Here is a 24,450-nt window from a genome sequence, read left to right as displayed (position 1 = left end):
AACCTTGAGCAGAGCAAAGCAGAGTGGCAAAAACACCGATTATTCATCAGGTTAAAACCAAGTTAGTCACCCGCGAGGGTTATAACGCATTAAAAGCGGAACACGACCATCTGTGGTTTAAAAAAAGACCGGAAGTGACCCGCATTGTCAGCTGGGCCGCCAGCTTAGGCGATCGCTCGGAGAATGCAGATTATGTGAAAGACCTACTTTAGGTGTACTAACTTCAGTCTAAGCCGCGATTTTATTGCCTAGATATATAGTACTCGTACTATATATGCATACTATTCATGAGTGGTTTTAGCTGCTTTGCCCCTCAAACTCAAAAAGTTATTGAGCCTAGCTGCTATCGAAATCGAGAAGCTGAGTCTCAACTGGAGTTAATTGCGCCGAATTCTTTTAGCGCGCATTTTGGGGTTTTCTTTGAGTACGTTTTCGAGTTCTGGCGCCATGTAAAAATTCGAGTGGTGTATGCCAAGCTCAGCAGCCGTTCGCTCATTATTAACGAGATCTTCGACGCTTGGTGGTAATGTTAACTCGACTCTGATTCCCAGTGATTCCATGACTTTTAAAGTCTTCCCTATATGTGCGGTTTCCTTGCCATTCTCAATGTGACTTAAAAAGGTTTGACCAACAAAAGACAACTCTGCGGCGGTCAATTGGTCCAGACCATGACTAATCCGCGCTATTTTGATTGCGCGTCCAATATCAGCCACGTTCTTAACTGTTACTTTCATAAGATTAATTCACTAATTTATGCGTTCTAATATTTTAGGCGCCAGACTTTGAACTATGCAATCTAATTTATTCGTTCGGATAAATTAGATTGGTGAGTGGTAGGAATCAATAAGGGGTTTGTAGTCGATTTATGAATTGCCGGTTTGTGCCAAAAGCGGAAATTCAATGAAATTTGATTAAATCGGCGCTATTCACCGAAAGCTGCTTTTCATAAGATTAATACTTTGCTGGAAAACAGGTTTGGGTACAGAAAAATCTGACTCAAATCTAATCTGACAGACACCGTGAAAAACTGATTTGGGTGTAAAAGTGGAAATTCCGAGCAGGCCAGCTCACTACCTGTGTATTTTATAAATTAGGATAATATCTATATAAGGCGCTCCCTTCAGCGATAAGGCAATAGTGTTATTGTTTATAAATATTGCATGCAAGAATATCTATATAACCGGCACCAGAACATCGATTACAGATATCGACAATTCTAACTCCATCAGATTGACTACCTTCAGCAAAACTCCCAACTGAATATACACTTTTGGGCTCGCCTTTGTAGTCGGGGCATTTATCACGTGCTAGTCCTGGCGTTTCAATTACAAAATCAGTTAGGGCCTTACGGAATTTAATTTCTTGGGTGTTATTTTTTTTCCAACACAAATAATTTACAAGGGCAAAATTAACTCGATTATTATCTTTGACTGTTCTAAATCGACGTCTCTCGTCATCAGCGTTCCGTGTGCACATAGAGTTGCCGTTCACGTAATAAATATATATAAATGAAGAGTCACTAGGTTGAATTTCCTTATCGAAAACAACTAATAGTTTGTCTTGAATGGCACCAACCCAAATTGCACTTGAGTCATTGCATACCTCTATCTTGTTGGTGGTTTCTACAATTGCCGGTTTGACTCTGTCACCTGAAGTTGAATATTTCTGATGTCTTTGGTGCCATAAAGCAAAAATAATTATGCCTACAACAAGTATAGAAATAATAAATAACACAATCTTAATCCTTCGTTTAGTCAGTAGTAAACATCATAAAACATGTCAATTATTTTTTATATTTTAGTTTGAAGTGGCGAATGAGATGAACATTTTTAAACCTTTTGTCAAGGTTATCAAGCTTACTCAGCAAGAATTTAGTCATTGATTTTTTAAAATAAATAAACATTAATGCAGCATAAATTTGTCCATTTCATAGTTGATGCCTTGGAAAAGTATGAGCTTTTCGCTAAAATCAGAACTATACACTTTAATGACCATTAACGTGAATATTGATATCGTAGCGGTGCGCCAAAAGCGGACCTTTCACTTTACACACATTAAAGCCCGCTTTTAGGAGTTAGCATATCGCAATGTTCAACGGAAAATTGGGAGCGTAGCGACTAACTTTCCGTGTGCTGACGTTTTACAAGCAGCTGAATTGGCCGGTAAACACAGGTCGTTTCAAGCGAATTCAGTGAACACTCGCAGAGTGTTATCGTTCAATATCTGGGTAAACGACTATGCCGATTAGCCAGAGTAGGCATCAGCAGCGAGGAGATCCAAGCTGCAGTCAGGCAAATGCTTGAATGGGCACGTGTTTTTGACTGGTCAAATGTCTGGAAAGTAATTGAATGATATTGTTAGATTATTTCTGGGGATCCGTTAGCTCCTGTCCTTTTAAATTTTCTAATTCAAGCTTAGTCATTTTTAATTTCCATCACTTATAAGCCCAATCGTCTGGATGAGGCGTAAAAAACTCTTTTCGTTCAAGCTCATCAATTTTATCTTTAATTATTGAGTCATAAGACGGTGATTTATCAATTGGCTCGGAACCAATTATTAAATCCGGATCGTACACTTTAAAACCTTTCATAAGGTAAGACTTATAAATATTTCTTAATCCCTGTAAATCTGTTTCATATACAGTATGAATTTCATCATATATATAAGTGGTCAGCGTTAATTCTTCAGGATAAAATTCAAGTAAAACCCCAGGCTCTTCTAAGTAAAATTTATCCATAAATTGTCTCCTTCAGATCTGAAAAATTTTTATTCATATTGAAATTCACTAACTGAGACATCCCAAAAAATTGGTAAAATAAAACAAACAGTTAGGTGTGCGTATTTCGGTTTGTCCGACGGGAAGGGAACATTTATAACGTTTCCTGATCTGATCTTTCGCCAAAAACACCTAACCTAGAACACGCCATGAATGTTCAAGCCATGCTCGCCGATTTTCTCGAAATTGTCACCCCAAATTCTTTCAACAAACATCTTCTGAACTCGCTGACGGCATCCTTGCAAAGTCTGCTCACCAACGGACAATGCTCGGTCATATCACCATGCAACAGGAAGTTCCTGTGTTTTACGCGGCAACGACTGGGGCTTTAGTCGAAGGAAAACAACCGCTTATCCTGGTTGATTGTAGTAATGCCAACAAAGAACTCCGCCATTTTATTCTACGCGCGAGTATGGCCGTTGAAGGTCGGGCGATGACGCTGTTGCAGATGGTCACGACTGAATCTTGCGAGCGCAGCGAGTAATTTTCCAACAGCCTACACTTGTTATGTTTTGGTTTTATTCTTCTGGCTTCGCTAGCTCTCTTTTTATTGTGATTAAATGACCAAAAATACTAAATGACACTTCTTTTTTGTTCCTTTCTGAGAGACTCTTTAGAGCCCGACATTCACGACTCTTGCTCCTTTCTTCATCAAAGAAGCACTCAATTGGAGGGCGGAATTTTTCTGTTAGACAATACTCCGAGCTCCCTTTAGAGGAAATCACTGTGGTACATCTTTGCGGCGCTGAATAAAACTTTGCGACTTTGGGAGCATAATATTTCAGTACAGGCGTAATTAGTGCGCCTAAAATGATTCCCCATATAATCCAGCGGTACTGTTTCTCAATCAATGCTCGATTCCTCGAAAAAACATAACAATTATTATCTAGACCTCTCAGTAATATCCGAGAGGCAAAATAAATTTACACTATTAGTTTAGCTTACCGAAAATAAATAACTTTAAAAGCTGTTCTAGAACTGAATTCACTTTTAATTTACCTGTATGGCACACTGAATTTTTCCACTAAGTTGGAAGTGTTATGAAATGATGGCTTCACGAAAAAAACGAATGACTGCAAATAAGGCAAAGCCAACGCGCCCTAAGCAATTGATTAGCAAGTTGTTATAGCCCAAAGCATTGGGCTTCAACTCATCAGGCTAGTCAGGCGTAAAACTCGGCTAGGATATGCACAACTAACCCGAAATCTATGTAAGCAATGCGACTTATGAGATGAGGGAGAGACTTTCTCTCATAAAGTTTTTGAAAACCATTTCATAAAAATGAATGTCCGCTATAAATGTGTTTCGGACATTCGGTTTTTGCACAAATTTGCCGGGCCATCGTCTGCAACTCGCTCTTAGTTAGCTTTAGGAATATCCTTCCACTTCGTTGTATACGCCGGAGATAACAACTGGCGTTTCATTGCCCAATCCTGCTTCAAACCTTTAGCAGCAAAAAACACTTTAGCTTTGCCGCTGTGGTTGATTTCATCCAGCATCGACATCAGCGCGGTGTTAGTGCGACAAACTGGCGCTGCCTCATTCACACAGGCGCTGCCGGTATCAGCAAATAATTGTAATTGCTCAATCCCTTCATCGTAAAAATCGGCCAGCATCACGCCTGCTTTGGCGTAGCGATAGCCGTCTTTCCAGATTTTTTTCAAAAGCTCATCAGCAAGATGCAAAAAATCCCGGGTATCGTCGGTTGGGCTTACCAGTACGCCAGTTGCGGAATTGCTGTAAAACGGGTCCTGGATGTGATTGCTAAAAGGACTGGTGCGGATAAATACAGTGAGCTGTTTGGCTCTGGATTTTTGGCTCCGGAGTTTTTCAGAAGCGCGGTGAACATATTCGGATACCGCCTGCTGCATGTGCGCAAATTCGGTGATGCGCTGACTAAAGGCGCGGGAGCTGACAATTTCTTTTTTGTTGGTTGCTACATCTTCCAGTGCAAGACAGGATTCGCCATTAAGCTCGGCCACGGTTCGCTCAATGACGACCGAGAATTGTCGGCGCAGCATTTTGGGTGAGGCATCGGCCAGCTGAAGTGCGGTGTAAATACCAAGCCCATTCAGCCTTTTGGTCATCCTGCCGCCAATTCCCCACACCTCACTAACAGGCATTAGGGCCATCAATTTTCTCTGCCGCTCTTTGCTGGTTAAATCCACCACGCCACCCGTTTTTTGCCACTGCTTGGCGGCGTGATTGGCAAGTTTGGCCAGTGTTTTACTTGGCGCTATGCCGACACAAACCGCCATCCCAGTCCAGTTACGGATGGTTTGGCGAACTTCCAAACCAAAATCTGCCAACGAAACGGCGTGTTGAACCCCGGTTAAATCCAGAAATGCCTCGTCGATGGAATACACCTCTACCGCAGGCGCCAGAAGCTCAAGCGTCGACATCACTCTGCTTGAGATGTCCGCATAAAGGGCGTAGTTGGACGAAAACACCACTACACCATGCTTACCAACCAGCTCACGCACCTCAAAGTACGGCACGCCCATTTTTACCCCCAGCGCTTTTGCTTCACGCGAGCGGGCAATCACACAACCATCATTGTTTGAAAGCACCACCACGGGTTTGTCAGCCAGGTCTGGCCGGAACAATTTTTCGCACGACGCATAGAAGTTATTGCAATCCACCAGGGCAAAAGTTTTGCTCATACTCAAACAGTTTTATGTGAGCGACTCATTTGACGCACCACATTGGTGACCACGCCAAAAATCTGCAGTTCGTTGTCGTTTGCAAGCAAAATTGGTTGATAAGCACTGTTACGCGGCAGCAGCATCAGCCTTGGCCGCAAACAAAGCTCTTTCACGGTAAAACCGCCATCCACCTGAGCAACCACAATATCGCCATGCACCGGCTGTACCGAGCGGTCGATAACCAGGATATCGTTGTGGAAAATGCCAGCTTCAATCATGGATTCGCCCTCAACCCGCACAAAGAAAGTTGCTGCCGGGCGCTTAATACACAGCTCGTTTAAGTCCAGCGTTTGCTCAACGTAATCCTGCGCCGGCGAAGGAAACCCGGCCGAGACTTTGCTGACAAACAGCGGCAACTTCAATGTGCTGCGGATAGCGGACTCGCCAAGAAATGAAACGGACATAATCACCAATAACTGTATTTATATACAGCTATGATCGCATGATTTTTCGGATTGTCAATTGGAGTGGTCGCATAGAAAGCGCCTTCAGATGCTCAGTGTCGCCTCAAAGGAAATGCCAAACTGCTTTGACAAGGCTAACAACTGCTGCAAAGTGAGCGATTGTTTTCCCTCAAGAACACCAACGACTTGTTCGGAGCTGCCGACCGATTCAGCGAAGTCTTCGACGGTGAGGTTGTGCTGCTCTAACAACACTGACAGTAACGCCTTCGACGGTGATATATCAGCAACGCGCTGATTAAAATCGGCTAAAATCGAAGATGTCGATTCGTATTGTTCAATCAATAGTGCCAACTGGTCTATCTGCTGTTTGTTGCCATCATAGTCGTCAAAAAGGCTGTCAATTTGCACCAGCATGGCCAAATAATCGAGGTGTTTTGCGAATTCAGTATTCATAGAAGTCTCTCAACGAATCACACTCATCGCTGACCAAAAAGCTCACAAATACCTGCTAAACAGTTTGTTACACGAAACTGCTCGCTGTTGGTGATCAATCTAATGTGATGGTGTAAAAGTCGAAATATGTGTTGAACTGTTCTTGTCTGATTCTGCCAGTACAACCGGGAATCGTCTTTTAACCTTCAGAATTTTTCCGACGAATAGCTTCAAGCAGCTCGGCCTGTTCAGCTTCAGACATGTTTCCAAACGCTTTGACTAACTCCGCCATATTGTCAGATGTGCAGAAGAAATATGCGACTGGGACGCCGAGTTTCTCAGCCATTTTTTCCAGAGTCTGGAAATCTGGCACTCGCTTTCCCTGCTCGTAATGATTCATGCGAGCGCTGGCCACGCTTTGTTCGAATCCTATCAAGAGCCCAAGGCGACGCTGCGAGATATCCTTTGCGATTCGCGCTTCTTTAATCCGTTTTGGTATTGGAGTTGACACTGACTCTTCATTTTTTGCCCGCCATTAGTTGGATTGTGAAGTTTTTTCCATTTATGGCATACTAACGTTTTGTAAGATGCAGCGAAAGGAAAATCGTTTTCCGCATCTGATATGGCATTAGGTGGGTTTTGGAGATTTGGGTTGTGCGTTCCGCAAATGTAAGTTCAGATGTATTACAGATCGTTAAGCAGGATTTTCCAGATGGTTGTTACCTTGCGCAGGTGTTAGAGAAGTATCTTGAAATGCACCCAGACCTGACGCACAAACAAGCGAGGATCAAGGTAGATAAATCCCTAAGATTTCAGGAAAAAAAGGGATACCTGCGCTCAGTACTTGATGAAGGGCTCAAACGCCGTTATTCACTGGCTCCAGTAGAGCCAACTGTGTCTTCGACGCAAGAGGTGCCCTCGGAACAGCTCCTCAACAAATACCGGCAAAAATCCAAAGAAGCCCATGTCAAATTGGCATCTGCCAAGAGCCAATGGGAGCACTTGAAGTCGTTTCAGCAAATCCCCGAGCTTAAAGCCTACGTTGATGATTTAGTTATTGAGGCCGAACAAGAACTCAATCAACTGGTTGGTATCGATGTCGCTTACGAGAAACTGCTCAAGAAGCTCGAATCATCATGCGTTTGAGGAACTGGCAGGCCGACTGCAGCGAGAAAGCCGTCGCGCATTTTAAAAATGGCAGCAGCAATTTCTTTCTCGTGTCCCCACCCGGTACAGGAAAATCGGTGACAGTCGCCGAGATCGCTGCTCGGCTTTATGAAGAAGGCCTCGCTGATTTAATTTTATGTATTTCACCGTCAGCGGAAATTCGTGATGGCTTGTACCGAACATTCAACAAGCGTATGCCAGAGTCCTTCCATAAAGGACTTGGAACTGTTGGCGAATCAATCACCTACCAACGTTTATTGTCTCTTGATGCAAATTTTTTAGCCGCAGCACGCAACAAACGACTGCTGGTTATTTGTGATGAGATACACCACTGCAGTGGTGGTGGTGAATCTATACCGAATGCCTGGGGTCGTAAAATGTTGGAGCATATTTTAGATCTGGCAACATACACAGTCTGCATGTCAGGAACACCATGGCGCACTGACCAACTCCCTATCGCCTTGGCGAAATACGATCAAGAATCGCTGGTTGTTAACTATCAATACACACTCTTACAAGCTGTTGAAGAACAAGTCTGCCGGCAGCCGGTGCTGTGTTTAGTCGACAATGACGATTGTCGAGTGGATGAAAAAAACTATCGCTCGATCAATGAGGCACTAGCTAAAACGGATCTCATGTATCGGCAAATTCTGGAAAATGACCCTGCAATAAAGCACTTGTTGCGCTTAAGCATTGGCAAGCTCAATGAAATTAGAGCGCATACACCTGATGCCGCTGGGCTTGTTGTTTCCCATTCGATAGAGCATGCGCATCGGATAAAACGGATGTTAGAGCAAACGTTTAATCAGTCAGTCCAGCTAGTGTCATATCGAGAGAAAAATCCTCAAAAGATTATTGAGCAGTTTCGGCATGGTCAAACACAGTGGATTGTCAGCATTGGCATGATCTCCGAAGGTACTGACATTCCAAGGCTCTTTGTGTGTTGTCACATTACAACGATACGAACTGAACTTTATTTTAGACAGGTGCTTGGGCGCGTGCTTCGACTACGGGTCCAAGACCAATCCTCAGAAGGCTATTTATTTACCTTTGCGGAGCCGCAGCTCAAATGCTTTTCAAACAGAATTCAGAGTGAACTTCCGCACCTTGACGTGTTACGGAAACTCAAGCCCATACCTCAATCTTCACCGTTAACAGAAACATCTACGGAGACTTCAGTGATAGCAGTAAACCGTGGTAATAGCTCTTTTGCGTTTGGTGAGCAATCACACACCCAAAGCTCCAGAACTCCTGACAAAACCGCCGATATTTGCTGGTCATTTCGAGGTGCATTTCGGGAAGAGATTATCCGAGCTATGTCTCAGATTTGACGCATTACCCGCATCTATTAATATAAATTATATATTTTTTACATTTTTAGATCTTCCCCAAAGGCAATTGGAGAGCAGCATGGAGCAACTGACAGTAGACGAAAATGAATTGGTAAAGTTTATTGTCCCTTGGTTACTGTCGGGCCGAAGTCTCGTAAGTCTGCCCAAATTCGAAAAATTGCCTGGCGGCGTCAAACTTTCAATAGTGAGCATCGACAATACAAAGCATGTCACTCTGGACAAGATATTCCCGAATTACGGTTCAGTCATGGGTTACTACGGATACTTGGTTGACCGTTTATCTGATTTTTAGTGAACTACCTCTCTGGCAGCTTTTCACTGAAAGCTGACATTGGTAAGACTGAAGGGGTCACAGCTCTCGAAATTTCGAGATGTTCGCGCATTACCAACACATTAAAAAAGAGCGCTATCCCAAATTGTCTTTGACACACTCAATCATTTATCGCAGGAATTAGCCGCCTAAGAGGTGCGATGAACTCGCAAAACACTAAACCAAAAAACAGCTCCACCAGTTGTTCCTGGTCGATAGCCAATGGTCCCTCCCATCATTTCAACCAGACTTTTACTAATAGCAAGTCCAAGGCCTGAGCCTTCATGGTGACGATTGCTGGCACTGTCTTGTTGGCTAAATTGCGTAAATAGATAGGGTAGAAATTCAGCTCTGATACCAGGCCCCTGATCTTCGATTGTAATAACAACACATGACTCCTCTAATGTTGCGACAATCTTAACTCTCGAATCCGGCACAGAAAATTTAATCGCATTTGACAGTAAATTAGCCATCACCTGCATAAAGCGCTGCGGGTCGATCACAATATTGGTCACCTGTTTTGGCATCTCTAACTCAAGCTGAATTTTTTTATCAGGGAGGTAATAACGATGCTCAGCCACCGCATCTTTGAGCAGAGGTTGCAAAAAAACCGTTTGCAGTTCAATCGACATCTTGGTTGTTTTGAGTGTGGAAAAATCTAAAATATCAGTAATTAAGCACTTCAGCCGATTGGCGTTTTTTTCAGTAATATCAATTAGTTTTTGTGCTTTTGCTGGCACATCCCCTAATTTACCCGAATTGAGCAAATGTAAACTGCCAAGCATTGCGGTCAGAGGGGTCCGAAGTTCATGGCTGATGTTCGCGATGAAATCGTTCTGTAATTTTTCATAATGTTTACGTTGGCGGATATCCGTCATCAAGATAATAAATTGCATATCCTCGGACAGTAAGGTTTGATCGAGTTGGCGGATATGCAACTGTACATCAATATACTGGCCATCGCTGCGGCAAATCACGGTGTCGAATGATTCTGAAATCAGGTCGTTTGGCGGAGCCGCTGCTGCTGCGCTTTTTTGTGGTATCGCCACTTGCTGGAAGTAGGTGCACATCCTTTCAGCAGTGAAGAAGTGCTGTACTGTGCTGTTAATTAAGTGATGGCTCGGTGTGCCCAGTAACATTTCGGCACCGCGATTGGCAAAACGAATAATACCAACTGCTGAAACGGCCATAATGGCGACATCCTGCGCACCATCCAGTACTGCTTGTAAAATATAGCGATGAGACTCGGTCTCTTTTGCTAATTGCAGCAGTTGTTGCCGGGTGCTCAGCAGCTCTTGTTCAAAACTTGCCCGCTGTGCTGCGGGTAAAATCACCCAGCGATAACAGGCTTGTTGTTGAAAGAGACCTTTCTGAACATTCAGTAAAACCGGTAACGGTGGCAGTAATGCGCGTTTTACTTTTAAATAAAACTCTTTAACCAGCCCCTCGTTTCGAAGCATTGGCCAAAGATGTGTTTGCAAAAAAATTGCTGCAGCCGGCGGAAACAGCTGCTCAATTTGCGTAATATCAGCTTGCGCAGCTATGGTAAAAGTGGTCAAAGCACATTGATTAACATAAATAACCAGGCCGTTAAGATCAGTTACGATGACCGGGCAAGGCAGGGCATCAAGCTCGTCATTCATCGTCACTGCGACAGCTCGATGTCGAGATAATCACGCATCGCATCAATAACCAACTGCGGATGGCTCATATGCGCCGCATGGCCGGAAACATCCAAAATTTGTAATTGGCTGTGTTTAATTTGTTGATGCACAAATTCACCCACAGCTAACGATGCCAGCACGTCCTGTTGATGTTGTAAAATCAGGCTGGGCACCTTCAGTTCGGCGTAATCAGCTCTGTTGTCGGCGAAAAATGTCGCTTTGGCAAAATGTCGGGTAATCACCGGATCGGTCGAACAAAAGCTCTCTGAAAGTTGACCTGCGACGACTGAATCGTTGGTTGTACCTGCGACAACTGGGCCAAGGTAGCTGGCCCAGCCCAGATAATTTTGATCCATCAGTTCCAGCATATCTTCCAAATCAGATTGATCGAAGCCGCCATGATAATCGGGCGGTAGATTGAGGAAACAGGGCGAAGGCCCAAGTAAAATCATTTTTTTAAATAATCCAGGTCGTGCATTTGCCGCTAAGATACCGATGCTACAACTGACCGAATGGCCGATAAAAATGACATTCTCTTTCAGCGCCAATGCATCACAAATATCCAGAATATCTTGAGCATAACCACGCAGGTTGGCGTAACGTTCAAAGCTGTAATTGGTAATATCAGATTGACCGCTGCCAACATAATCAAACAGGACCTGACAACTTTGCCCGGCAAAAGCAGGCGTTATCGCACTCCACATTGCCTGACTGCAGCCAAAGCCATGGGCATACAGCAACACAGGTTGGTCGATTGACCCCGAAATTTGCACGTTATTGCGTTGCAAAACATCCATCGTAGACCCCACTGTCAGATTAATCGCTACTGGCATTTAAAAAAAATTATGATTTGAAGTGTAAAGCCGATATCTTAATAAATACAATACTTAAACAATTAAGTTTGCTATGCATTTATTGCTGTCAACTGGACTTCGTTTTGTTAATGTAGCTGTAAATGGAAACTGAGATATAAATACCTGACCTGGGTAAATAAGAAAAACTTCAGAGCCATTAAAACATCATGCTAATTTAGTTAAATAACGATATTCCTGTACCTTAAAACGGCTATTTGTGCTTAATTTGCGTTACCAGCTTCCCACTTTTGGGCTTGGCATGATGCAAATATGACCCATTAACGGAGCTGCTAAATCCATGGATGTGCTAAGTTCTCGTTCACCAAAATTCTGGACTTTACTGATTTGCCTGTTGTTTGCTTTGCTGGTCATCATCGCGGCGCTCTCTGCCAATCAGGTACGTAATCAACAATTTGCCAGCCGCTACGAAAATATGTTTCGTCAGGACCTGCAGGCGATGCAGCGGGCGCAAACTGGCTTGACGCAGCAGGCGTTGTTAACCGCAAATTTGCTGAAAGAACATCAGCAAGTGACGCAGCTATTAAGCGATGCTGCAAAAATCGGGCAAAACGCAGATTCAGCAGCATCACAGCAAGCATTCCGTGAACAACTGCATCAAATCATCCAGCCTTATTGGCGCTATTTGCAGCAGCATGGGGTCAAGCAGCTTCATTTTCATTTAGCGCCCAACGCCTTCACTTTTTATCGGGCGCATCGTCCAGACTTTCACAGTGACATTCTGGCCGATGTAAGGCCACTGGTGATGGCGGTTTTGCGCTCGGCTCAGCCGCAAAGTGGTTTAGAGGTAGGGCGACATGGTCTTGGCCTTAGCGCTGTGGTGCCGCTGGTGGTGGATGGGAAGGTGGTTGCTGCTATCGAAGTTGGCTATGGCCTGACAAGCCTGATACAGACGAATCAGCATCCGCTGACAGCCACAGAGCCCGTCGACAACAATATGGCGTTGTTGCTTCACCAATCGGTGCTGCCGGTGATGACCAAAGAGCTGCGTGAGTCATTCACTTTAGATCCTCATACTTCCTGGCTGTCTGAGGATTCCTTCCTAAATCAGACTGAACTTTTATCTTTGTTACCACAAAAAATAGAAAAACCCGTATTTTTGCTGCTGGAAAGCCAGTCTAAAACATTCTTAGTCAGCCTCCAGCCCTGGGCTCAATTTGAGCAAACTGCAACAGAAAGCAAAGTTGTACTTTTAACTTGGCATGACGTTACAACTATTGTTCAGCAACGCGCTACCAATGATCGGTTTATCTATGCTCTTTGGTTCATCATTTTGGTCGTTGGTGTGCTATTGGTCTATTTCATCAGTCATAAACTGCAAAATAGCACTGCGGCTATGCTGACAGAACAACAGCGCGATTTGCTGTGGTCACAACAAAAATTAAATGCTTTATTTGAGTTGTCGCCCGATGCCATAGCATTAAATAGAATGTCTGACGGTGTTTATTTGGACATTAATCCGGCCATGACGCAACTCACAGGTTATTCGTTTGATGAACTTAAACAGTTGAGTTATTTCGACCTGACGCCACAAGTATACGCACAGCAAGAGGAAGAACAGTTAAGGCTGCTTCATGAAACAGGCCGGTATGGGCCCTATCGTAAACAATATCGACATAAAAATGGCGAGCTTGTTGATATCGAATTACGAGGCGTGAAGTTTCTGAGCCCATCCGGAGAGGAGATGATTTGGTCAACCATTAGTGACCGTCGCGAAGTGATGAAATTAGACCGGCTGAAACAAGACTTTATCTCGACCGTGAGCCATGAATTGCGAACCCCCCTGACTTCAGTCAATGGTTCATTAGATTTATTACTAAACGGTGCAGCCGGAGATTTACCTGCAAAAGCACAAAAGCTGCTCGCTATCGCGGTAAAAAATAATAAACGGTTGATTACATTGGTGAATGACTTGCTGGATATGGAGAAACTCTCCCAAGGCAAACTTGTATTTAAACCCGAACATATCAATAGCCAAAGCTTATTACAAAACGCCGTTGACAATAATTTACCTTTTGCCGAACTGCACAAAGTGTCTTTACGTGTGGGACAAAATGTCCATGTTGCACTGTATGTTGATAGCGACCGCATCCAGCAAGTGCTCACCAATCTGATTTCTAATGCCGCAAAATTTTCTCCACAAGGGAGCGACGTCTTAATCCATAGCGAGCTAAAACCTCATGCCCTGCGTATCTCAGTCACCGACCAAGGGCGTGGTTTAACGGCTGAACAGATTTCGAAACTTTTTGCGCGATTTTCGCAATTAGACAATGCTGCAAACCGCGAACAACCAGGCTCAGGTTTGGGTCTTGCCATTAGCCGTGAAATTATGTTGCAAAGTGGCGGGGAAATTGGCGTCGAATCAGAGCTTGGAGTCGGCAGTACATTCTGGATTGAATTACCCTTAGCCGAAAAGCCAGTGCAGGTTGCTCAGAGTAAACGAATTCTGGTGATAGAAGACGATGCGGATACCGCTTTTACCCTCAAAGAACTGCTAGTGGCTGCCGGGTATACCGCTGATGTCGCGCATGAATTAAAACAAGCCTGGTTGTTGTTGCAGCAACGGCACTACGATCTGATTACCTTGGATCTTAATTTAAATGGCGAGAGTGGCACCGAGTTCTTTGTAAAATTAAGAGACAGCGTTGAATTTGCCAAAATACCGGTCTTAGTGGTTTCAGCATATATTGAACAAGGTAAGTTATCACTCAATGCAATTGCGCACACTATTGACTGGCTGGAAAAGCCGGTTAACACCGATATGCTCACGACCAAAATAGAATACTTGTTGTCACAAAGTCGCACCAAGCTGACATCGGCCAGAATCTTACACGTAGAGGATGATGAAGATATTGTGGCTATTATGCAGATGCAATTAGGGCCGAAGTTTCATTATCACCAGGCGGGTACCTTAGCAGAGGCAAGAACAAAATTAAGGTCAAACCGCTATGATTTAGTGTTATTGGATATTGGTTTACCGGACGGTAACGGTTGGCAACTGCTGCCTGATCTGCAATTGTCACATGCAAAAGTGCCGGTGATTGTTTTTTCAGCGCAGGATGTCAGTGTAAATCAAAGAAACCAGGCAACCGCCGTGTTTGGCAAAACTAAAGTTGAACCGACAGCCTTGGTAGAGCAAATTGGTCAGATGCTAGGTATGAAATAACCCAAAGCCGGAGCCTACATGCAGTTAGAGAAAATTTTACATATCGAAGATGACGAATCGATTCGCATCATCGTCGAAATGGCGTTGGTTGATTTATCAGGATACACCATATGCGCTTGTGAAAGTGGTGCTGAGGCGATAGCGCAGGCCGAACAATTTGCCCCGGATTTAATATTGTTAGATGCAATGATGCCAGGCATGGATGGGCTACAAACCCTGGTGAAACTTCGGGAAAAAGATAATTGTCGCCAAACGCCTGTGGTATTTATGACGGCTCGTATCCAACAAGCTGAAAAACAACAGTATTTTGATGCCGGAGCTGTCGCAGTCATCGAGAAACCGTTCGAAGCCACCCAACTCGGCGATGAATTAGCGGCAATTTATCAGCGTTACTTGTTAACACTTACGCCAACCAATCTGGAGTAGTCGATGCAAGTACCGGCGCTACCACTGACTGAACATGAACGCTTGCTGGCGTTACAACTGACAGGCTTGTTGGACACTGAATCTGAACCACGTTTTGATCGCATTACCCACCTGGCCCGGTTAGTTTTAGGCAGCGAAATCGTATTGATTTCCTTGGTAGATAGCGAGCGGCAATGGTTTAAATCAAAGCAGGGTCTGGATGCTTGTGAAACCGGTCGTGACATTTCCTTCTGCGGGCACGCCATTTTAGGTCATGGTATTTTTGAAATTCCGGACACGCTGTTAGATAGCCGTTTTGTCGATAATCCATTGGTAACTCGGGCGCCTTTTATTCGTTTTTATGCTGGCGTGCCATTATCGCGCTCGGGCGAGCAGATTGGCACCTTGTGTTTTATTGACTCAAAACCCCGCACTTTGACCGCCAAAGAACGTGAAATTGCTACAGAATTTGCCAAAATCGTGGAGCAGGAAATTGATGATCGTTTGCAAGAGCAAGCGCATCGGCAATTAGCGGCCAGTGAGCTGATGCACCGTTCGGTGCTCGAAGGCACCCGCATCGGTACCTGGCAGTGGAATGTTCAAACAGGGGAAACGTTATTTAACCAACGCTGGGCGGAAATTGTCGGATATACCCTGACAGAACTTGCCCCTATTTCAATTGACACCTGGTTAAAGCTGGCGCATCCGGCGGATTTAACTGAATCAGCGGCATTACTACAGGCGCACTTTGACGGGCTCAGTCCTTTTTATGATGTGAAATGCCGGATGCTGCATAAAGACGGCCATTACGTATGGGTGCATGACCGCGGCCGGGTGGTTTCCTGGACGTCGGATGGCAAGCCGCTGATGATGTATGGCACTCATGCTGACATTACTGAACAAAAAAACAGCGAGCTGGCGTTGTTACAAAGCAGAGACCAGTTCCAAACGCTGGTCACTAATATCCCTGGCATTACTTATCGCTGTCTGGCTGATGAGAATTGGACCATGCTGTTTATGAGCGGACACATTGACCCGCTTTCTGGCTACCCGGCATCTGATTTTATTGATAATGCCGTACGCAGTTATGCCAGCATTATTCACCCGGATGATCAAGGTTGGTTAGCACAAGCCGTTAACGATGCAATGACCAGCCATAGCCCATGGCAGCTGACTTACCGGGTGTTACACGCTGATGGCTCGGTACGCTGGGTCGAAGAGCGCGGTAAGGCTGAATATGATGCCGGGGGCCAGGTTGCATTTCTTGATGGTTTTATTCTCGATGTCAGTAATGAAAAAACATTACAAGAACGATTAGTCAAACTGACGCAGCAACTGCCTGGTGTAGTCTATCAGTTTCAGTTATGGCCGGATGGCCGAACCGCCTTTCCGTATGCCAGCCCTGGCATCGAAAAGATTTATGGCTTAAAAGCTGAAGATGTCAAAACAGATGCATCGCAGGCCTTTGCCAAAATTTTCCCAGAGGATTTAGCCGCCATCAGCCAAAGTATTGATGAATCGAGGCAACAGCAAAAAATCTGGCAGCAAGAATATCGGGTATTTGATGATGAAAAACGGTTGAAATGGTTGTCTGGTCGGGCTACGCCAGAACTAAAACCTGATGGCAGTACTTTATGGCATGGCTATATCGAGGATATTACCCAGACAAAAGAATATTACCTGCAACTTGAAGCGTTAAATCAGCAATTAAAAGTCGCGCAGCAATGTCTGGATTTAGCCAGTGAACAAGCCAAAATTGGCTACTGGCAAGCCTCATTAAAAGATGGCTCCTTGTGGTGGTCACCAATTATTTATCAGATTTTTGGTTTTGATCCAAACGTCATGACGCCAAGTGTGGCACTGTTTAAGGGCACAGTTCACCCCGATGATCTGGTCAAAGTGGAACAGAGCGAACAACAGGCTCGACTGACTGGTATCCATAATGTGGTGCATCGCATCATCCGCCCAGACGGCGAAGTGCGATGGGTGCATGAGCTGGCGCAACTGCTGCCAGAGGAACAAAACCCTGATTTGATGCTGATTGGTTCAGTGCAGGACATTACCGACCGAATGAAATTACAACAGGTAAAAGATGAATTTATTTCAACGGTGAGCCATGAACTTAGAACACCATTAACGTCAATTCATGGTGCACTAAGCCTGTTACAGACCGGTAGTTTAGTGCAGCTACCGCCCAAAGCAGAAAAATTGATTGGTATTGCCAGTAGTAATTGCCAGCAACTCAGCCGGCTGATCAACGACTTACTCGATATCGAGAAACTGGTGGCCGGGAAAATGTTGTTTGAAATGAAAGATATGAATATCTCGCCTGTCCTTAAAAGAGCTATTAATGACCATCAACCATACGCCGCGCAACAAAACATTTTGTTAGTACTGGAACTACCGTCGCAAGTTGAAAAGTGCCTGCTGCGGGTGGACGAGCACCGGTTGATGCAAGTTCTTACTAATTTACTGTCCAATGCCGTAAAGTTTTCGCCGGTGGGGGGCAAAGTTATACTGTCAGCCACTCTGGTCGGAGAGCAAATGGAGATTGCCGTGCAGGACCAGGGCCCGGGCATTTCACCAGAATTTGCCCAGAAGATTTTTCAACGATTTTCACAAGCCGATGCCAGCAGCGCCAAAATGAAAGGTGGCACCGGTTTGGGCTTGGCGCTTTGTAAAGAATTGGTTGAAGCGATGCAAGGTACGATAGGATTTGATTCAGAACTTGGCAACGGTGCACGGTTTTATATAAGTCTCCCAATTTTGGAGCTTCCACAGTCCTGAACAACCAAACTATAGGAGTACAGCATTTGCCGACGAAAAAATCTCTTGTCGAAATTCAGCAAGCTATGGCCGCATTACAAGCTAATTTTTGGACAACGTTGGGCTTAAAATCTGCGCAGTTTACCGAGGCAGCACGGCAGCTTGGGCAGGGCGATTTGACTGTATTACCTGCAATTATTAGTCTGGCGCATCAACTGGCTGGCTCCTGTGGCACTTTTCAGTTTCAGCATTTAGGCCATCTGGCCCGGCAAATTGAAGTGCACGCGATCAGTGCGCATCGTGCACAACTGGCTGAGCCCCATATTCTGGAACCTTTGGTAGAATCGATTGCGCGTTTTGTTGCGGAAGTGAGCCAAGGCGCTGCTGAGCCTGGCTTTCAGGTTGAAAATCAACTTTCACTACCACAGCAGCGACAAGATATTTGGCTGGTTCTTGCACCCTCAGCGTTACGGGATGAATTAAACGCCCAGCTGCATGCTTTTGGCTATCAGATAACCATATTTGATACTTTTTCTGAATGCGTCAGCGCCCTTCGAAAACAAGCTCCTGCTTTGTTATTTTGCGCAGCAACCCTTGCTGAACAAAGCTTATTTAACCAGTACGAATTACTACAGAGTGTGAATGAAAAACAGTCATGGTTGATGATTTTTTCCGAAGAAGACAGCTTTGAAATTCGGATAGAGAGCGTTCGGTACAAAGCACAGGGTTGTTTTGTATCGCCGTTAGATATTCCAAGTATGCTGCAGCGGATCAGTAAGTTATTTGATGAAAATACTTTTTCGGACAAAAAAGTGAGTATTCTGGATGACGATCTACTGTTAGCGGAGCATTACAGCTGGGTATTAAAATCTGCTGGGTTTGAAGTGCAGGTGATTCGTGATCCTGACCAAATCATTGCTGAATTAGTCGCTTTTAAACCGGATGTTTTATTGCTGGATATGCATATGCCAGCTTTTTCTGGAGCTGAAATTTCCGGTGTTATCCGGCAATATGATTCGCTCAGTAGTCTGCATATTACTTTCTTATCGGCAGAGCATGATATTCAGCAACAATTGCAGGCATTGTCGTTTGGTGCGGATGATTTTATTACCAAACCCATTTCAAATGACAATTTGGTGACTTCCGTCAAATTAAGGCTTGCCCGAAATCGTGAAATTAAATCGTTGATTGAACGTGACAGCCTGACAGGGTTAGTCAAACACGCTGCAATCAAAGAAGCGGTAATGACTGAGTTTGACCGGATGAGCCGTAGTGGCGAGCATTTTTGTATAGCCATGGTCGATTTAGATCATTTTAAACAGGTGAACGACAATTATGGTCATGCGATGGGCGACACCGTGATTAGTACCATTGCCACCTTGTTAAGGAAAAGACTGCGACGCAGTGACAGAGCCGGCCGTTATGGCGGGGAAGAGTTCCTGGTTGTATTGCCAAAATGTGGTGCTGACGACGCAAAATTGCTGCTCGATAACATCTTGGCATCGTTCAGAGAGATCCACTTTAGTTCGGGATCACAACACTTTTCCTGTACTTTCTCTGCTGGTATTGTTTCCAGTATTGGCGAGTATGCCAACGCAGAAATAATGATGAATGCTGCGGATGAAATGCTTTATCAAGCGAAACATCAAGGGCGTAATCAAGTGCGTATTAGGACTGAAAATGTGGTGGTAGATTGAATTTAGTTATCTAAATAGGGAATGATTAACTGGGTTCACGAAAAAACGAATGTCCGCAAATAAGGCAAAGCAGACATTCGACTTTTGAAAATATGGTAGCCCCAAATTCACCATTTATTTATATATTGGTTCATGATGTGGAGTGTTCAGGCGCTACTCAATGGCACCTTGGTAACTTATCTCAGTGACAAACCACAGGTGCTCGCCAGTTGGAGTTTTTACCAAAACCTCAGAGTCTACTTCCTTTTTTAGAAGCGCCCTGGCCATGGGGGAATCAATAGAAATGTAATCGTTTCGGCCATAGATTTCATCCGGCCCAACAATGCGAAATTTACGAATTTCACCAGCGTCATTTTCTATCTCAACCCAGGCACCGAAAAATACCTTGCCGTCTTGAACCGGGGAGTACTCAACGACTCTGAGGACCTCTAGACGCTTACGCAGGAAACGAATCCGGGAATCGATCTGCCGAAGTAACCTCTTGTTTTCCTTGTAGTCTGCGTTCTCCGATCTATCGCCTAAACTTGCTGCCCAAGTTACTTTTTGAGTGATTTCAGGACGATATTCCCGCCATAAGTAGTTTAATTCTTTAGTTAATTTATCGAACCCTTCGCGGGTAATTAAATCGGTTCTCAATGCAAAAAAGTCCTGAGCGGTTTATAGATGGAGCAAGGCTTTATTCAAAGCATCAACGGTGGCCACTGGAAAATACGTTTTTTGTGTGTCTATGCGAACTATACTGCCGTTAGGCCCATGTTCCAATCGCTCAATTCTGCGAAACTCGTCGGAAAGCAGATATTCAAGTGCTTCGCGTTCCAAATCTGTCAGGCGGGCATTAGTCGATGTGCTACCGACATGATCATGGATCTCGATATGTTGGTCTATGGGCACGACAGCCTGAACTAGTCGTTCCGCCTCTTTTTTTTGCGCATATAAAATGTTGACCTGAAGCTTGAGGACTGGATCTGTGATTGCATCAATCCAGGCCAAAGTTTTCGATCTAACGTTTTTAGTAGATGGTTTATTTGTTGAATTAGCCACTGCTGCAAATGCCGCTATCAGTGTTTTAAAATGCTCTCCGGTTTTGTTCCGAATACTTTGAGCAGCCGGTACGCCCCGCCCTTTCCCAAGCCGGGCAATGGTGCTGAAACTAAAGTCATTCAGACCGCGCTCTTGTTGCTCTTTGCAAACCTGATAAACAGCTTTAAGACTTAAACTTGTGCGTTCCGAGGCCTTTGCGCATAACTGTTCCAAAACCTGTTCGGGTGAGATAGCTGTCATTTGATTTCTCCTATTCCGATGGGTTTGGCGCGTGAAAGAACTTTTTTGATATCGTTAGCAGTTAAATGCACCTCACCATCAAGATCTTTCAAACATAGATCCCCATCGATGAGACGGTCGATAGTATCCCAGCTTTGGATGCGCGCATACATCAATTGAGTTAGCTGGTTTCCGGTAATCAACTGTTCACGCTCATCCAACAACATAAGTTGTGGCTTCATTCCATTTTTAACCATTAATTTATCGAGAGCTTGGCTGCGTTTAGCAAGAGCTAGTTCATTGCTACAGCTATGGAATAGCTCCGCGTTTTCACAAACCTCTGACAACAATCGGAATTGCGGGCTTTCTTCCAAACTTATATCGAAATCAAGATGATCCGGCACCACTAACATCAACTTGTTTGTTTCAGTAGGTTTAAGATTTTTGGTGATGTTCCTACTGTTTTGAATATGCCTAAACAGGAAATTTAGATCCGTTAAGTACGTATCCATTTTTTTTGCTCTGGTTTCTATTTCTGAATTGAGTTTTCTGCGTTGCGCCTGTAAGGCTTCTTTGTCCGCAGTCGTCTTAGAATTAACTTTTCCGCTTTTGATTTGTTCATAATGTTGATGTGACATAACTTCAATTTTGCTTGCCACATCTAGCAGTTCATTCTCTAATTCACTGTGTTTCAAGGACTGCGTATTCAGTGCAAGTGTTATCTCGTTGTATAGGGCAGCCAGACCAGCCATGAATGCCGGACCCGTGATAAAAAATCTGCAGCGAGGGCAGTTTTGCTCTCCGATATAGCCTGCGGGCACCGGGTTGTAGACATTTGAACCCATAACAGCGATATCACCACCACTGCTACAACTATTACCACCTAATGGACAAATCCCGAAGTCCTTCCATAAATACGCAAGTGAGGGATTTTTATTGTTGAGTGATTTTAGGAATTCTGGATTATTTGCAGTTAGTTGTGTTCGGAAACCTTCGATGCCATGCTCATCTAGGAATTGTTGAGCTTTTTCCTGAGCGCTTTTAAATGCTTGCTTTTCACCAAGTTCAACTTTTTGTCTCACTAAGCCACTTTTCACGTAATACAAAGTCATTACCATCGAAGCATGCCCTACCAACTTTACGATCACCTCAATCGGTAAGCCAAATTCGAACAGGTAGGCGTTAATGAGACTGACCCTCATCGAATGCGGTGTAAAATCTGAGCTGAACTTTGATACGTTAAGAGATGACTCTACTTCAAGTTCGTTACCCATCTCTTTAAAGCTGCTATCTTTGTAGGTTGCAAAAGTTGCTTCTTCTTTCACTGAGAAAAACAACGTTGCTGCTAGTCGGTCTGCGAGTCGACCTTGAAAGGTGCCTGGTTCTTTGTCGTACATATCTCTGAATAGAAAACAGTTTGCGCCTTTATACTGACGTTGAATCTCGTTCAGATTTGTACGTTTACATTCAAGCCAGGGGGTTGGTTTCTGAATTGGGTTATACTTTTGTTGCCACTTACGCAGTTTGATTAACCAGTAAGCCAGTTCGATTGGCATGTAAGGGATGTCGTAACCTTCGCCAAATAGTTGTGATTTGTTTGATGTGTAATGAACGCCGAAATCGCCGTTCTCTGTTTTGTAAATCATCCCTTGTCTTTTAGTCAGTCCTGCCTTTTTAGACGGGTTCATCGTCCAAAATAGATTCGCATCCTTGAAGTCAGGTATTTCTTCATCCATTTCGCCGGAGTCACAGTAAATAATTTGCATACCACGTGCGGGGAGCTGCATTAATGCATAGGTGGCAGTCCAGAATATTGGGTTCCACAAATAAACCTTATCACGTTCGGTTTTTGTCACGCATTCGGGATCGCTATGGTCCAACATGGTTGGATCTGAAATAGGTATCCAATCAGCCGTAAATTTGTGTAAGTGCGTGAGCTCAGTGTACGAGGTCGATTTCAACACAGAATCAACGGGGAAAATCCAATCTCTGCCAGTCTTTACAAACTGATATGGCAAAGATGGTTTGTTTGTTTCGTTGATTGTTGGAACATGTTGCTCATTATCAAAGTTGATGTGTTTAAAAGGATTTGCAGCATTTTTAATGCGCAATATTTCACCGGTATGTTCGTCCTCAATGCTAAGTTCTGTCTGAATAATCCAATCGAGGAACTCATTAATTGAATACAGTTGTCGTTTTTTCTTGTGTACAGGTAATTGGTTTAGTAAGTCCAGTAATGGTCTAACGTTTACTTTAGTGCGGGTCAGAAAATCATATGGTGAGTTATCAAACCCCTCGGCCTGAATATAATCCCGAACAAATTGGCAAAGCTCTTGCTGTTTTGTTCCGCCGCCACGCGCTTGTTTTAAGAATTCAGTTATACATACAGCCCATCCTTCCCACTCACCATCAAGGTACCTAGTTTGGTAAGGCCTAGGTTTGCCGAAGAAGTCATAGGTATTTGTCCAGCCAGATTTTTCGTATGTTTCAAATGGTGATGACGGTATTCTTGGGTCAGCTGCTTCAGCCCGGAATTTCTTATAATCCTTTAAGTTCTCGCATCCGGCCTTTCTAACCATAGCAACCAGTTCTTGATATTCGTAAGGTATAGGTATATCAAGCAACTCGTACCAATTGACCCAACCCTCAAATCGTTCTGGATGTGCCGGTAGTATTTTGTAATTTTTTCTTGCTTCCCGATATTCCCGTGAATCTTTAATTTGAAGAACCTTACTGGCTTGTTTGAGTTCTTTGAGTGTTTTTATTTTTTTGGGTAAACAGAAATCACTCCAGGATTTCCATTCTGCGGCATAAAACACATCTGGTGCACTCGGTAACCTAGAGTCTTCTTTGTACCGTCGGGAGTATTCAGTGTAAGAAGTGATACCTAGCTCAATGGTCGCTTGGTTTGCATCTGCGAGGGTCTGATAGAACTGTACTTTTGGTTTCCCCAGGAAGTGAGGCCAGTCCTGCCATTCTGCTTTATAGACTGCGTTGGGCTCTGCGGGCAGGCGTGGGTCTTCTTTGTAACGTATTTTGTATTCAGGGCGTTTAGTAATGCCGAGTGCGATGGTTGCTTGGCTTGCTTCTGTTAAGGTCTGATAGAACTGTACTTTTGGTTTCCCCAGGAAATGAGGCCAGCCCTGCCATTCTGCTTTATAGACTGCGTTGGGCACTGCGGGCAGGCGTGGGTCTTCTTTGTATCTTTGGTTGTATTCAGGGCGGGTGGTGATGCCGAGAACGATGGTCGCTTGGCTTGCTTCGGCTAAGGTCCGATAGAACGGTTCTTTTGGTTTCCCCAGGAAATGAGGCCAGCCCTGCCATTCTGCTTTATATACCCCGTCGGGGTGTGCGGGCAGGTGTGGGTCTTCTTTGTAACGTATTTTGTATTCAGGGAGTTTAGTAATGCCGAGTGCGATGGTTGCTTGGCTTGCTTCTGTTAAGGTCTGATAGAACTGTACTTTTGGTTTCCCC

21 protein-coding genes are annotated in these 24,450 nt (G+C 44.3%); 9 read left to right on the top strand and 12 right to left on the bottom strand.

Annotated features, from left to right (window positions below):
* Positions 1-23: 23 nt before the first annotated feature.
* Positions 24-212 carry a hypothetical protein gene (locus N3Z11_RS15400; RefSeq protein WP_260658088.1) on the top strand — a complete coding sequence of 63 codons (189 nt, stop codon included), beginning with the start codon at positions 24-26 and terminating at the stop codon, positions 210-212.
* Positions 213-377: 165 nt separating this feature from the next.
* Here N3Z11_RS15400 and N3Z11_RS15395 read toward each other — a convergent pair whose 3' ends face one another.
* The 3 genes from N3Z11_RS15395 to N3Z11_RS15385 form a co-directional block, all read right to left on the bottom strand.
* On the bottom strand, positions 378-734 hold the full coding sequence (locus N3Z11_RS15395) for a helix-turn-helix domain-containing protein (protein WP_260658087.1): 357 nt from the start codon (positions 732-734) through the stop codon (positions 378-380).
* Positions 735-1,140: 406 nt separating this feature from the next.
* Positions 1,141-1,734, bottom strand: coding sequence for a hypothetical protein (locus N3Z11_RS15390; protein ID WP_260658086.1), 594 nt, complete (start codon positions 1,732-1,734; stop codon positions 1,141-1,143).
* A gap of 700 nt (positions 1,735-2,434) precedes the next feature.
* Positions 2,435-2,737 carry a hypothetical protein gene (locus N3Z11_RS15385; protein WP_260658085.1) on the bottom strand — a complete coding sequence of 101 codons (303 nt, stop codon included), beginning with the start codon at positions 2,735-2,737 and terminating at the stop codon, positions 2,435-2,437.
* A 322-nt stretch (positions 2,738-3,059) separates the two neighbouring features.
* Between N3Z11_RS15385 and N3Z11_RS15380 the strand changes: the two genes are divergently transcribed.
* Positions 3,060-3,260 carry a hypothetical protein gene (locus N3Z11_RS15380; protein WP_260658084.1) on the top strand — a complete coding sequence of 67 codons (201 nt, stop codon included), beginning with the start codon at positions 3,060-3,062 and terminating at the stop codon, positions 3,258-3,260.
* A gap of 874 nt (positions 3,261-4,134) precedes the next feature.
* On the opposite strand, the gene umuC is transcribed toward N3Z11_RS15380, so the two are convergent.
* From umuC to N3Z11_RS15360, 4 genes are all read right to left on the bottom strand, one after another.
* A complete protein-coding gene (umuC, locus tag N3Z11_RS15375) occupies positions 4,135-5,439 on the bottom strand; it encodes a translesion error-prone DNA polymerase V subunit UmuC (protein WP_260658083.1) in 1,305 nt (434 codons plus the stop codon).
* A 2-nt stretch (positions 5,440-5,441) separates the two neighbouring features.
* Positions 5,442-5,885: a translesion error-prone DNA polymerase V autoproteolytic subunit gene (umuD, locus tag N3Z11_RS15370; protein WP_260658082.1), complete on the bottom strand. Its 444-nt coding sequence runs from the start codon at positions 5,883-5,885 to the stop codon at positions 5,442-5,444.
* Positions 5,886-5,969: 84 nt separating this feature from the next.
* A complete protein-coding gene (locus N3Z11_RS15365) occupies positions 5,970-6,338 on the bottom strand; it encodes a helix-turn-helix domain-containing protein (RefSeq protein WP_260658081.1) in 369 nt (122 codons plus the stop codon).
* Between the two features lie 178 nt (positions 6,339-6,516).
* Positions 6,517-6,828 carry a helix-turn-helix domain-containing protein gene (locus N3Z11_RS15360; RefSeq protein WP_260658080.1) on the bottom strand — a complete coding sequence of 104 codons (312 nt, stop codon included), beginning with the start codon at positions 6,826-6,828 and terminating at the stop codon, positions 6,517-6,519.
* A gap of 143 nt (positions 6,829-6,971) precedes the next feature.
* Between N3Z11_RS15360 and N3Z11_RS15355 the strand changes: the two genes are divergently transcribed.
* The 3 genes from N3Z11_RS15355 to N3Z11_RS15345 all read left to right on the top strand — a co-directional run bounded on the left by N3Z11_RS15355 (position 6,972) and on the right by N3Z11_RS15345 (position 9,128).
* Positions 6,972-7,463, top strand: coding sequence for a hypothetical protein (locus N3Z11_RS15355; protein WP_260658079.1), 492 nt, complete (start codon positions 6,972-6,974; stop codon positions 7,461-7,463).
* Positions 7,454-8,815 (top strand): DEAD/DEAH box helicase, encoded by a 1,362-nt coding sequence (locus N3Z11_RS15350; RefSeq protein WP_260658078.1) that lies wholly within the window; start codon positions 7,454-7,456, stop codon positions 8,813-8,815. Before N3Z11_RS15355 ends, N3Z11_RS15350 begins: the two co-directional genes overlap by 10 nt.
* A 79-nt stretch (positions 8,816-8,894) precedes the next feature.
* A complete protein-coding gene (locus N3Z11_RS15345) occupies positions 8,895-9,128 on the top strand; it encodes a hypothetical protein (RefSeq protein ID WP_260658077.1) in 234 nt (77 codons plus the stop codon).
* Between the two features lie 167 nt (positions 9,129-9,295).
* Here N3Z11_RS15345 and N3Z11_RS15340 read toward each other — a convergent pair whose 3' ends face one another.
* Entirely contained in the window at positions 9,296-10,789 is a 1,494-nt protein-coding gene (locus N3Z11_RS15340) for a sensor histidine kinase (protein ID WP_260658076.1), read from the bottom strand.
* A gap of 2 nt (positions 10,790-10,791) precedes the next feature.
* On the bottom strand, positions 10,792-11,607 hold the full coding sequence (locus N3Z11_RS15335) for an alpha/beta fold hydrolase (protein ID WP_260658075.1): 816 nt from the start codon (positions 11,605-11,607) through the stop codon (positions 10,792-10,794).
* Positions 11,608-11,962: 355 nt separating this feature from the next.
* Between N3Z11_RS15335 and N3Z11_RS15330 the strand changes: the two genes are divergently transcribed.
* From N3Z11_RS15330 to N3Z11_RS15315, 4 genes are read left to right on the top strand one after another with little or no spacing between them, the layout of a single operon-like run.
* Positions 11,963-14,848 (top strand): response regulator, encoded by a 2,886-nt coding sequence (locus tag N3Z11_RS15330; protein WP_260658074.1) that lies wholly within the window; start codon positions 11,963-11,965, stop codon positions 14,846-14,848.
* A gap of 18 nt (positions 14,849-14,866) precedes the next feature.
* Positions 14,867-15,274: a response regulator gene (locus N3Z11_RS15325; protein WP_260658073.1), complete on the top strand. Its 408-nt coding sequence runs from the start codon at positions 14,867-14,869 to the stop codon at positions 15,272-15,274.
* A 3-nt stretch (positions 15,275-15,277) separates the two neighbouring features.
* Positions 15,278-18,040: a PAS domain-containing protein gene (locus tag N3Z11_RS15320; protein ID WP_260658072.1), complete on the top strand. Its 2,763-nt coding sequence runs from the start codon at positions 15,278-15,280 to the stop codon at positions 18,038-18,040.
* 26 nt (positions 18,041-18,066) lie between these two features.
* Complete coding sequence (locus tag N3Z11_RS15315; protein ID WP_260658071.1) at positions 18,067-19,716, top strand: diguanylate cyclase; 1,650 nt, start codon at positions 18,067-18,069, stop codon at positions 19,714-19,716.
* A gap of 153 nt (positions 19,717-19,869) precedes the next feature.
* Here N3Z11_RS15315 and greB read toward each other — a convergent pair whose 3' ends face one another.
* The 3 genes from greB to N3Z11_RS15300 all read right to left on the bottom strand — a co-directional run.
* Positions 19,870-20,352: a transcription elongation factor GreB gene (greB, locus tag N3Z11_RS15310; protein WP_260658070.1), complete on the bottom strand. Its 483-nt coding sequence runs from the start codon at positions 20,350-20,352 to the stop codon at positions 19,870-19,872.
* A gap of 21 nt (positions 20,353-20,373) precedes the next feature.
* Positions 20,374-20,997, bottom strand: a complete 624-nt coding sequence (gene gmtX / locus N3Z11_RS15305) for a gamma-mobile-trio protein GmtX (protein ID WP_260658069.1) — start codon at positions 20,995-20,997, stop codon at positions 20,374-20,376.
* On the bottom strand, positions 20,994-24,450 hold a 3,457-nt coding region (locus tag N3Z11_RS15300), incomplete at its 5' end, for a VPA1269 family protein (protein WP_260658068.1). The genes N3Z11_RS15300 and gmtX, both read right to left, overlap by 4 nt.

Origin of the sequence: Rheinheimera sp. 4Y26 (genome assembly GCF_025245835.1) — a bacterium.
Classification (GTDB): domain Bacteria; phylum Pseudomonadota; class Gammaproteobacteria; order Enterobacterales; family Alteromonadaceae; genus Pararheinheimera.
This window is presented reverse-complemented; position numbering and strand designations above follow the sequence as displayed.

Excerpts from the sequence above, each read along its gene's own strand:
- N3Z11_RS15395 (WP_260658087.1), bottom strand. The coding sequence starts at position 734 with ATGAAAGTAACAGTTAAGAACGTGGCTGATATTGGACGCGCAATCAAA.
- N3Z11_RS15385 (WP_260658085.1), bottom strand. The coding sequence starts at position 2,737 with ATGGATAAATTTTACTTAGAAGAGCCTGGGGTTTTACTTGAATTTTAT.
- N3Z11_RS15380 (WP_260658084.1), top strand. The coding sequence starts at position 3,060 with ATGCAACAGGAAGTTCCTGTGTTTTACGCGGCAACGACTGGGGCTTTA.
- umuC (WP_260658083.1), bottom strand. The coding sequence starts at position 5,439 with ATGAGCAAAACTTTTGCCCTGGTGGATTGCAATAACTTCTATGCGTCG.
- umuD (WP_260658082.1), bottom strand. The coding sequence starts at position 5,885 with ATGTCCGTTTCATTTCTTGGCGAGTCCGCTATCCGCAGCACATTGAAG.
- N3Z11_RS15365 (WP_260658081.1), bottom strand. The coding sequence starts at position 6,338 with ATGAATACTGAATTCGCAAAACACCTCGATTATTTGGCCATGCTGGTG.
- N3Z11_RS15350 (WP_260658078.1), top strand. The coding sequence starts at position 7,454 with ATGCGTTTGAGGAACTGGCAGGCCGACTGCAGCGAGAAAGCCGTCGCG.
- N3Z11_RS15345 (WP_260658077.1), top strand. The coding sequence starts at position 8,895 with ATGGAGCAACTGACAGTAGACGAAAATGAATTGGTAAAGTTTATTGTC.
- N3Z11_RS15340 (WP_260658076.1), bottom strand. The coding sequence starts at position 10,789 with ATGAATGACGAGCTTGATGCCCTGCCTTGCCCGGTCATCGTAACTGAT.
- N3Z11_RS15335 (WP_260658075.1), bottom strand. The coding sequence starts at position 11,607 with ATGGATGTTTTGCAACGCAATAACGTGCAAATTTCGGGGTCAATCGAC.
- N3Z11_RS15330 (WP_260658074.1), top strand. The coding sequence starts at position 11,963 with ATGGATGTGCTAAGTTCTCGTTCACCAAAATTCTGGACTTTACTGATT.
- N3Z11_RS15325 (WP_260658073.1), top strand. The coding sequence starts at position 14,867 with ATGCAGTTAGAGAAAATTTTACATATCGAAGATGACGAATCGATTCGC.
- N3Z11_RS15320 (WP_260658072.1), top strand. The coding sequence starts at position 15,278 with ATGCAAGTACCGGCGCTACCACTGACTGAACATGAACGCTTGCTGGCG.
- gmtX (WP_260658069.1), bottom strand. The coding sequence starts at position 20,997 with ATGACAGCTATCTCACCCGAACAGGTTTTGGAACAGTTATGCGCAAAG.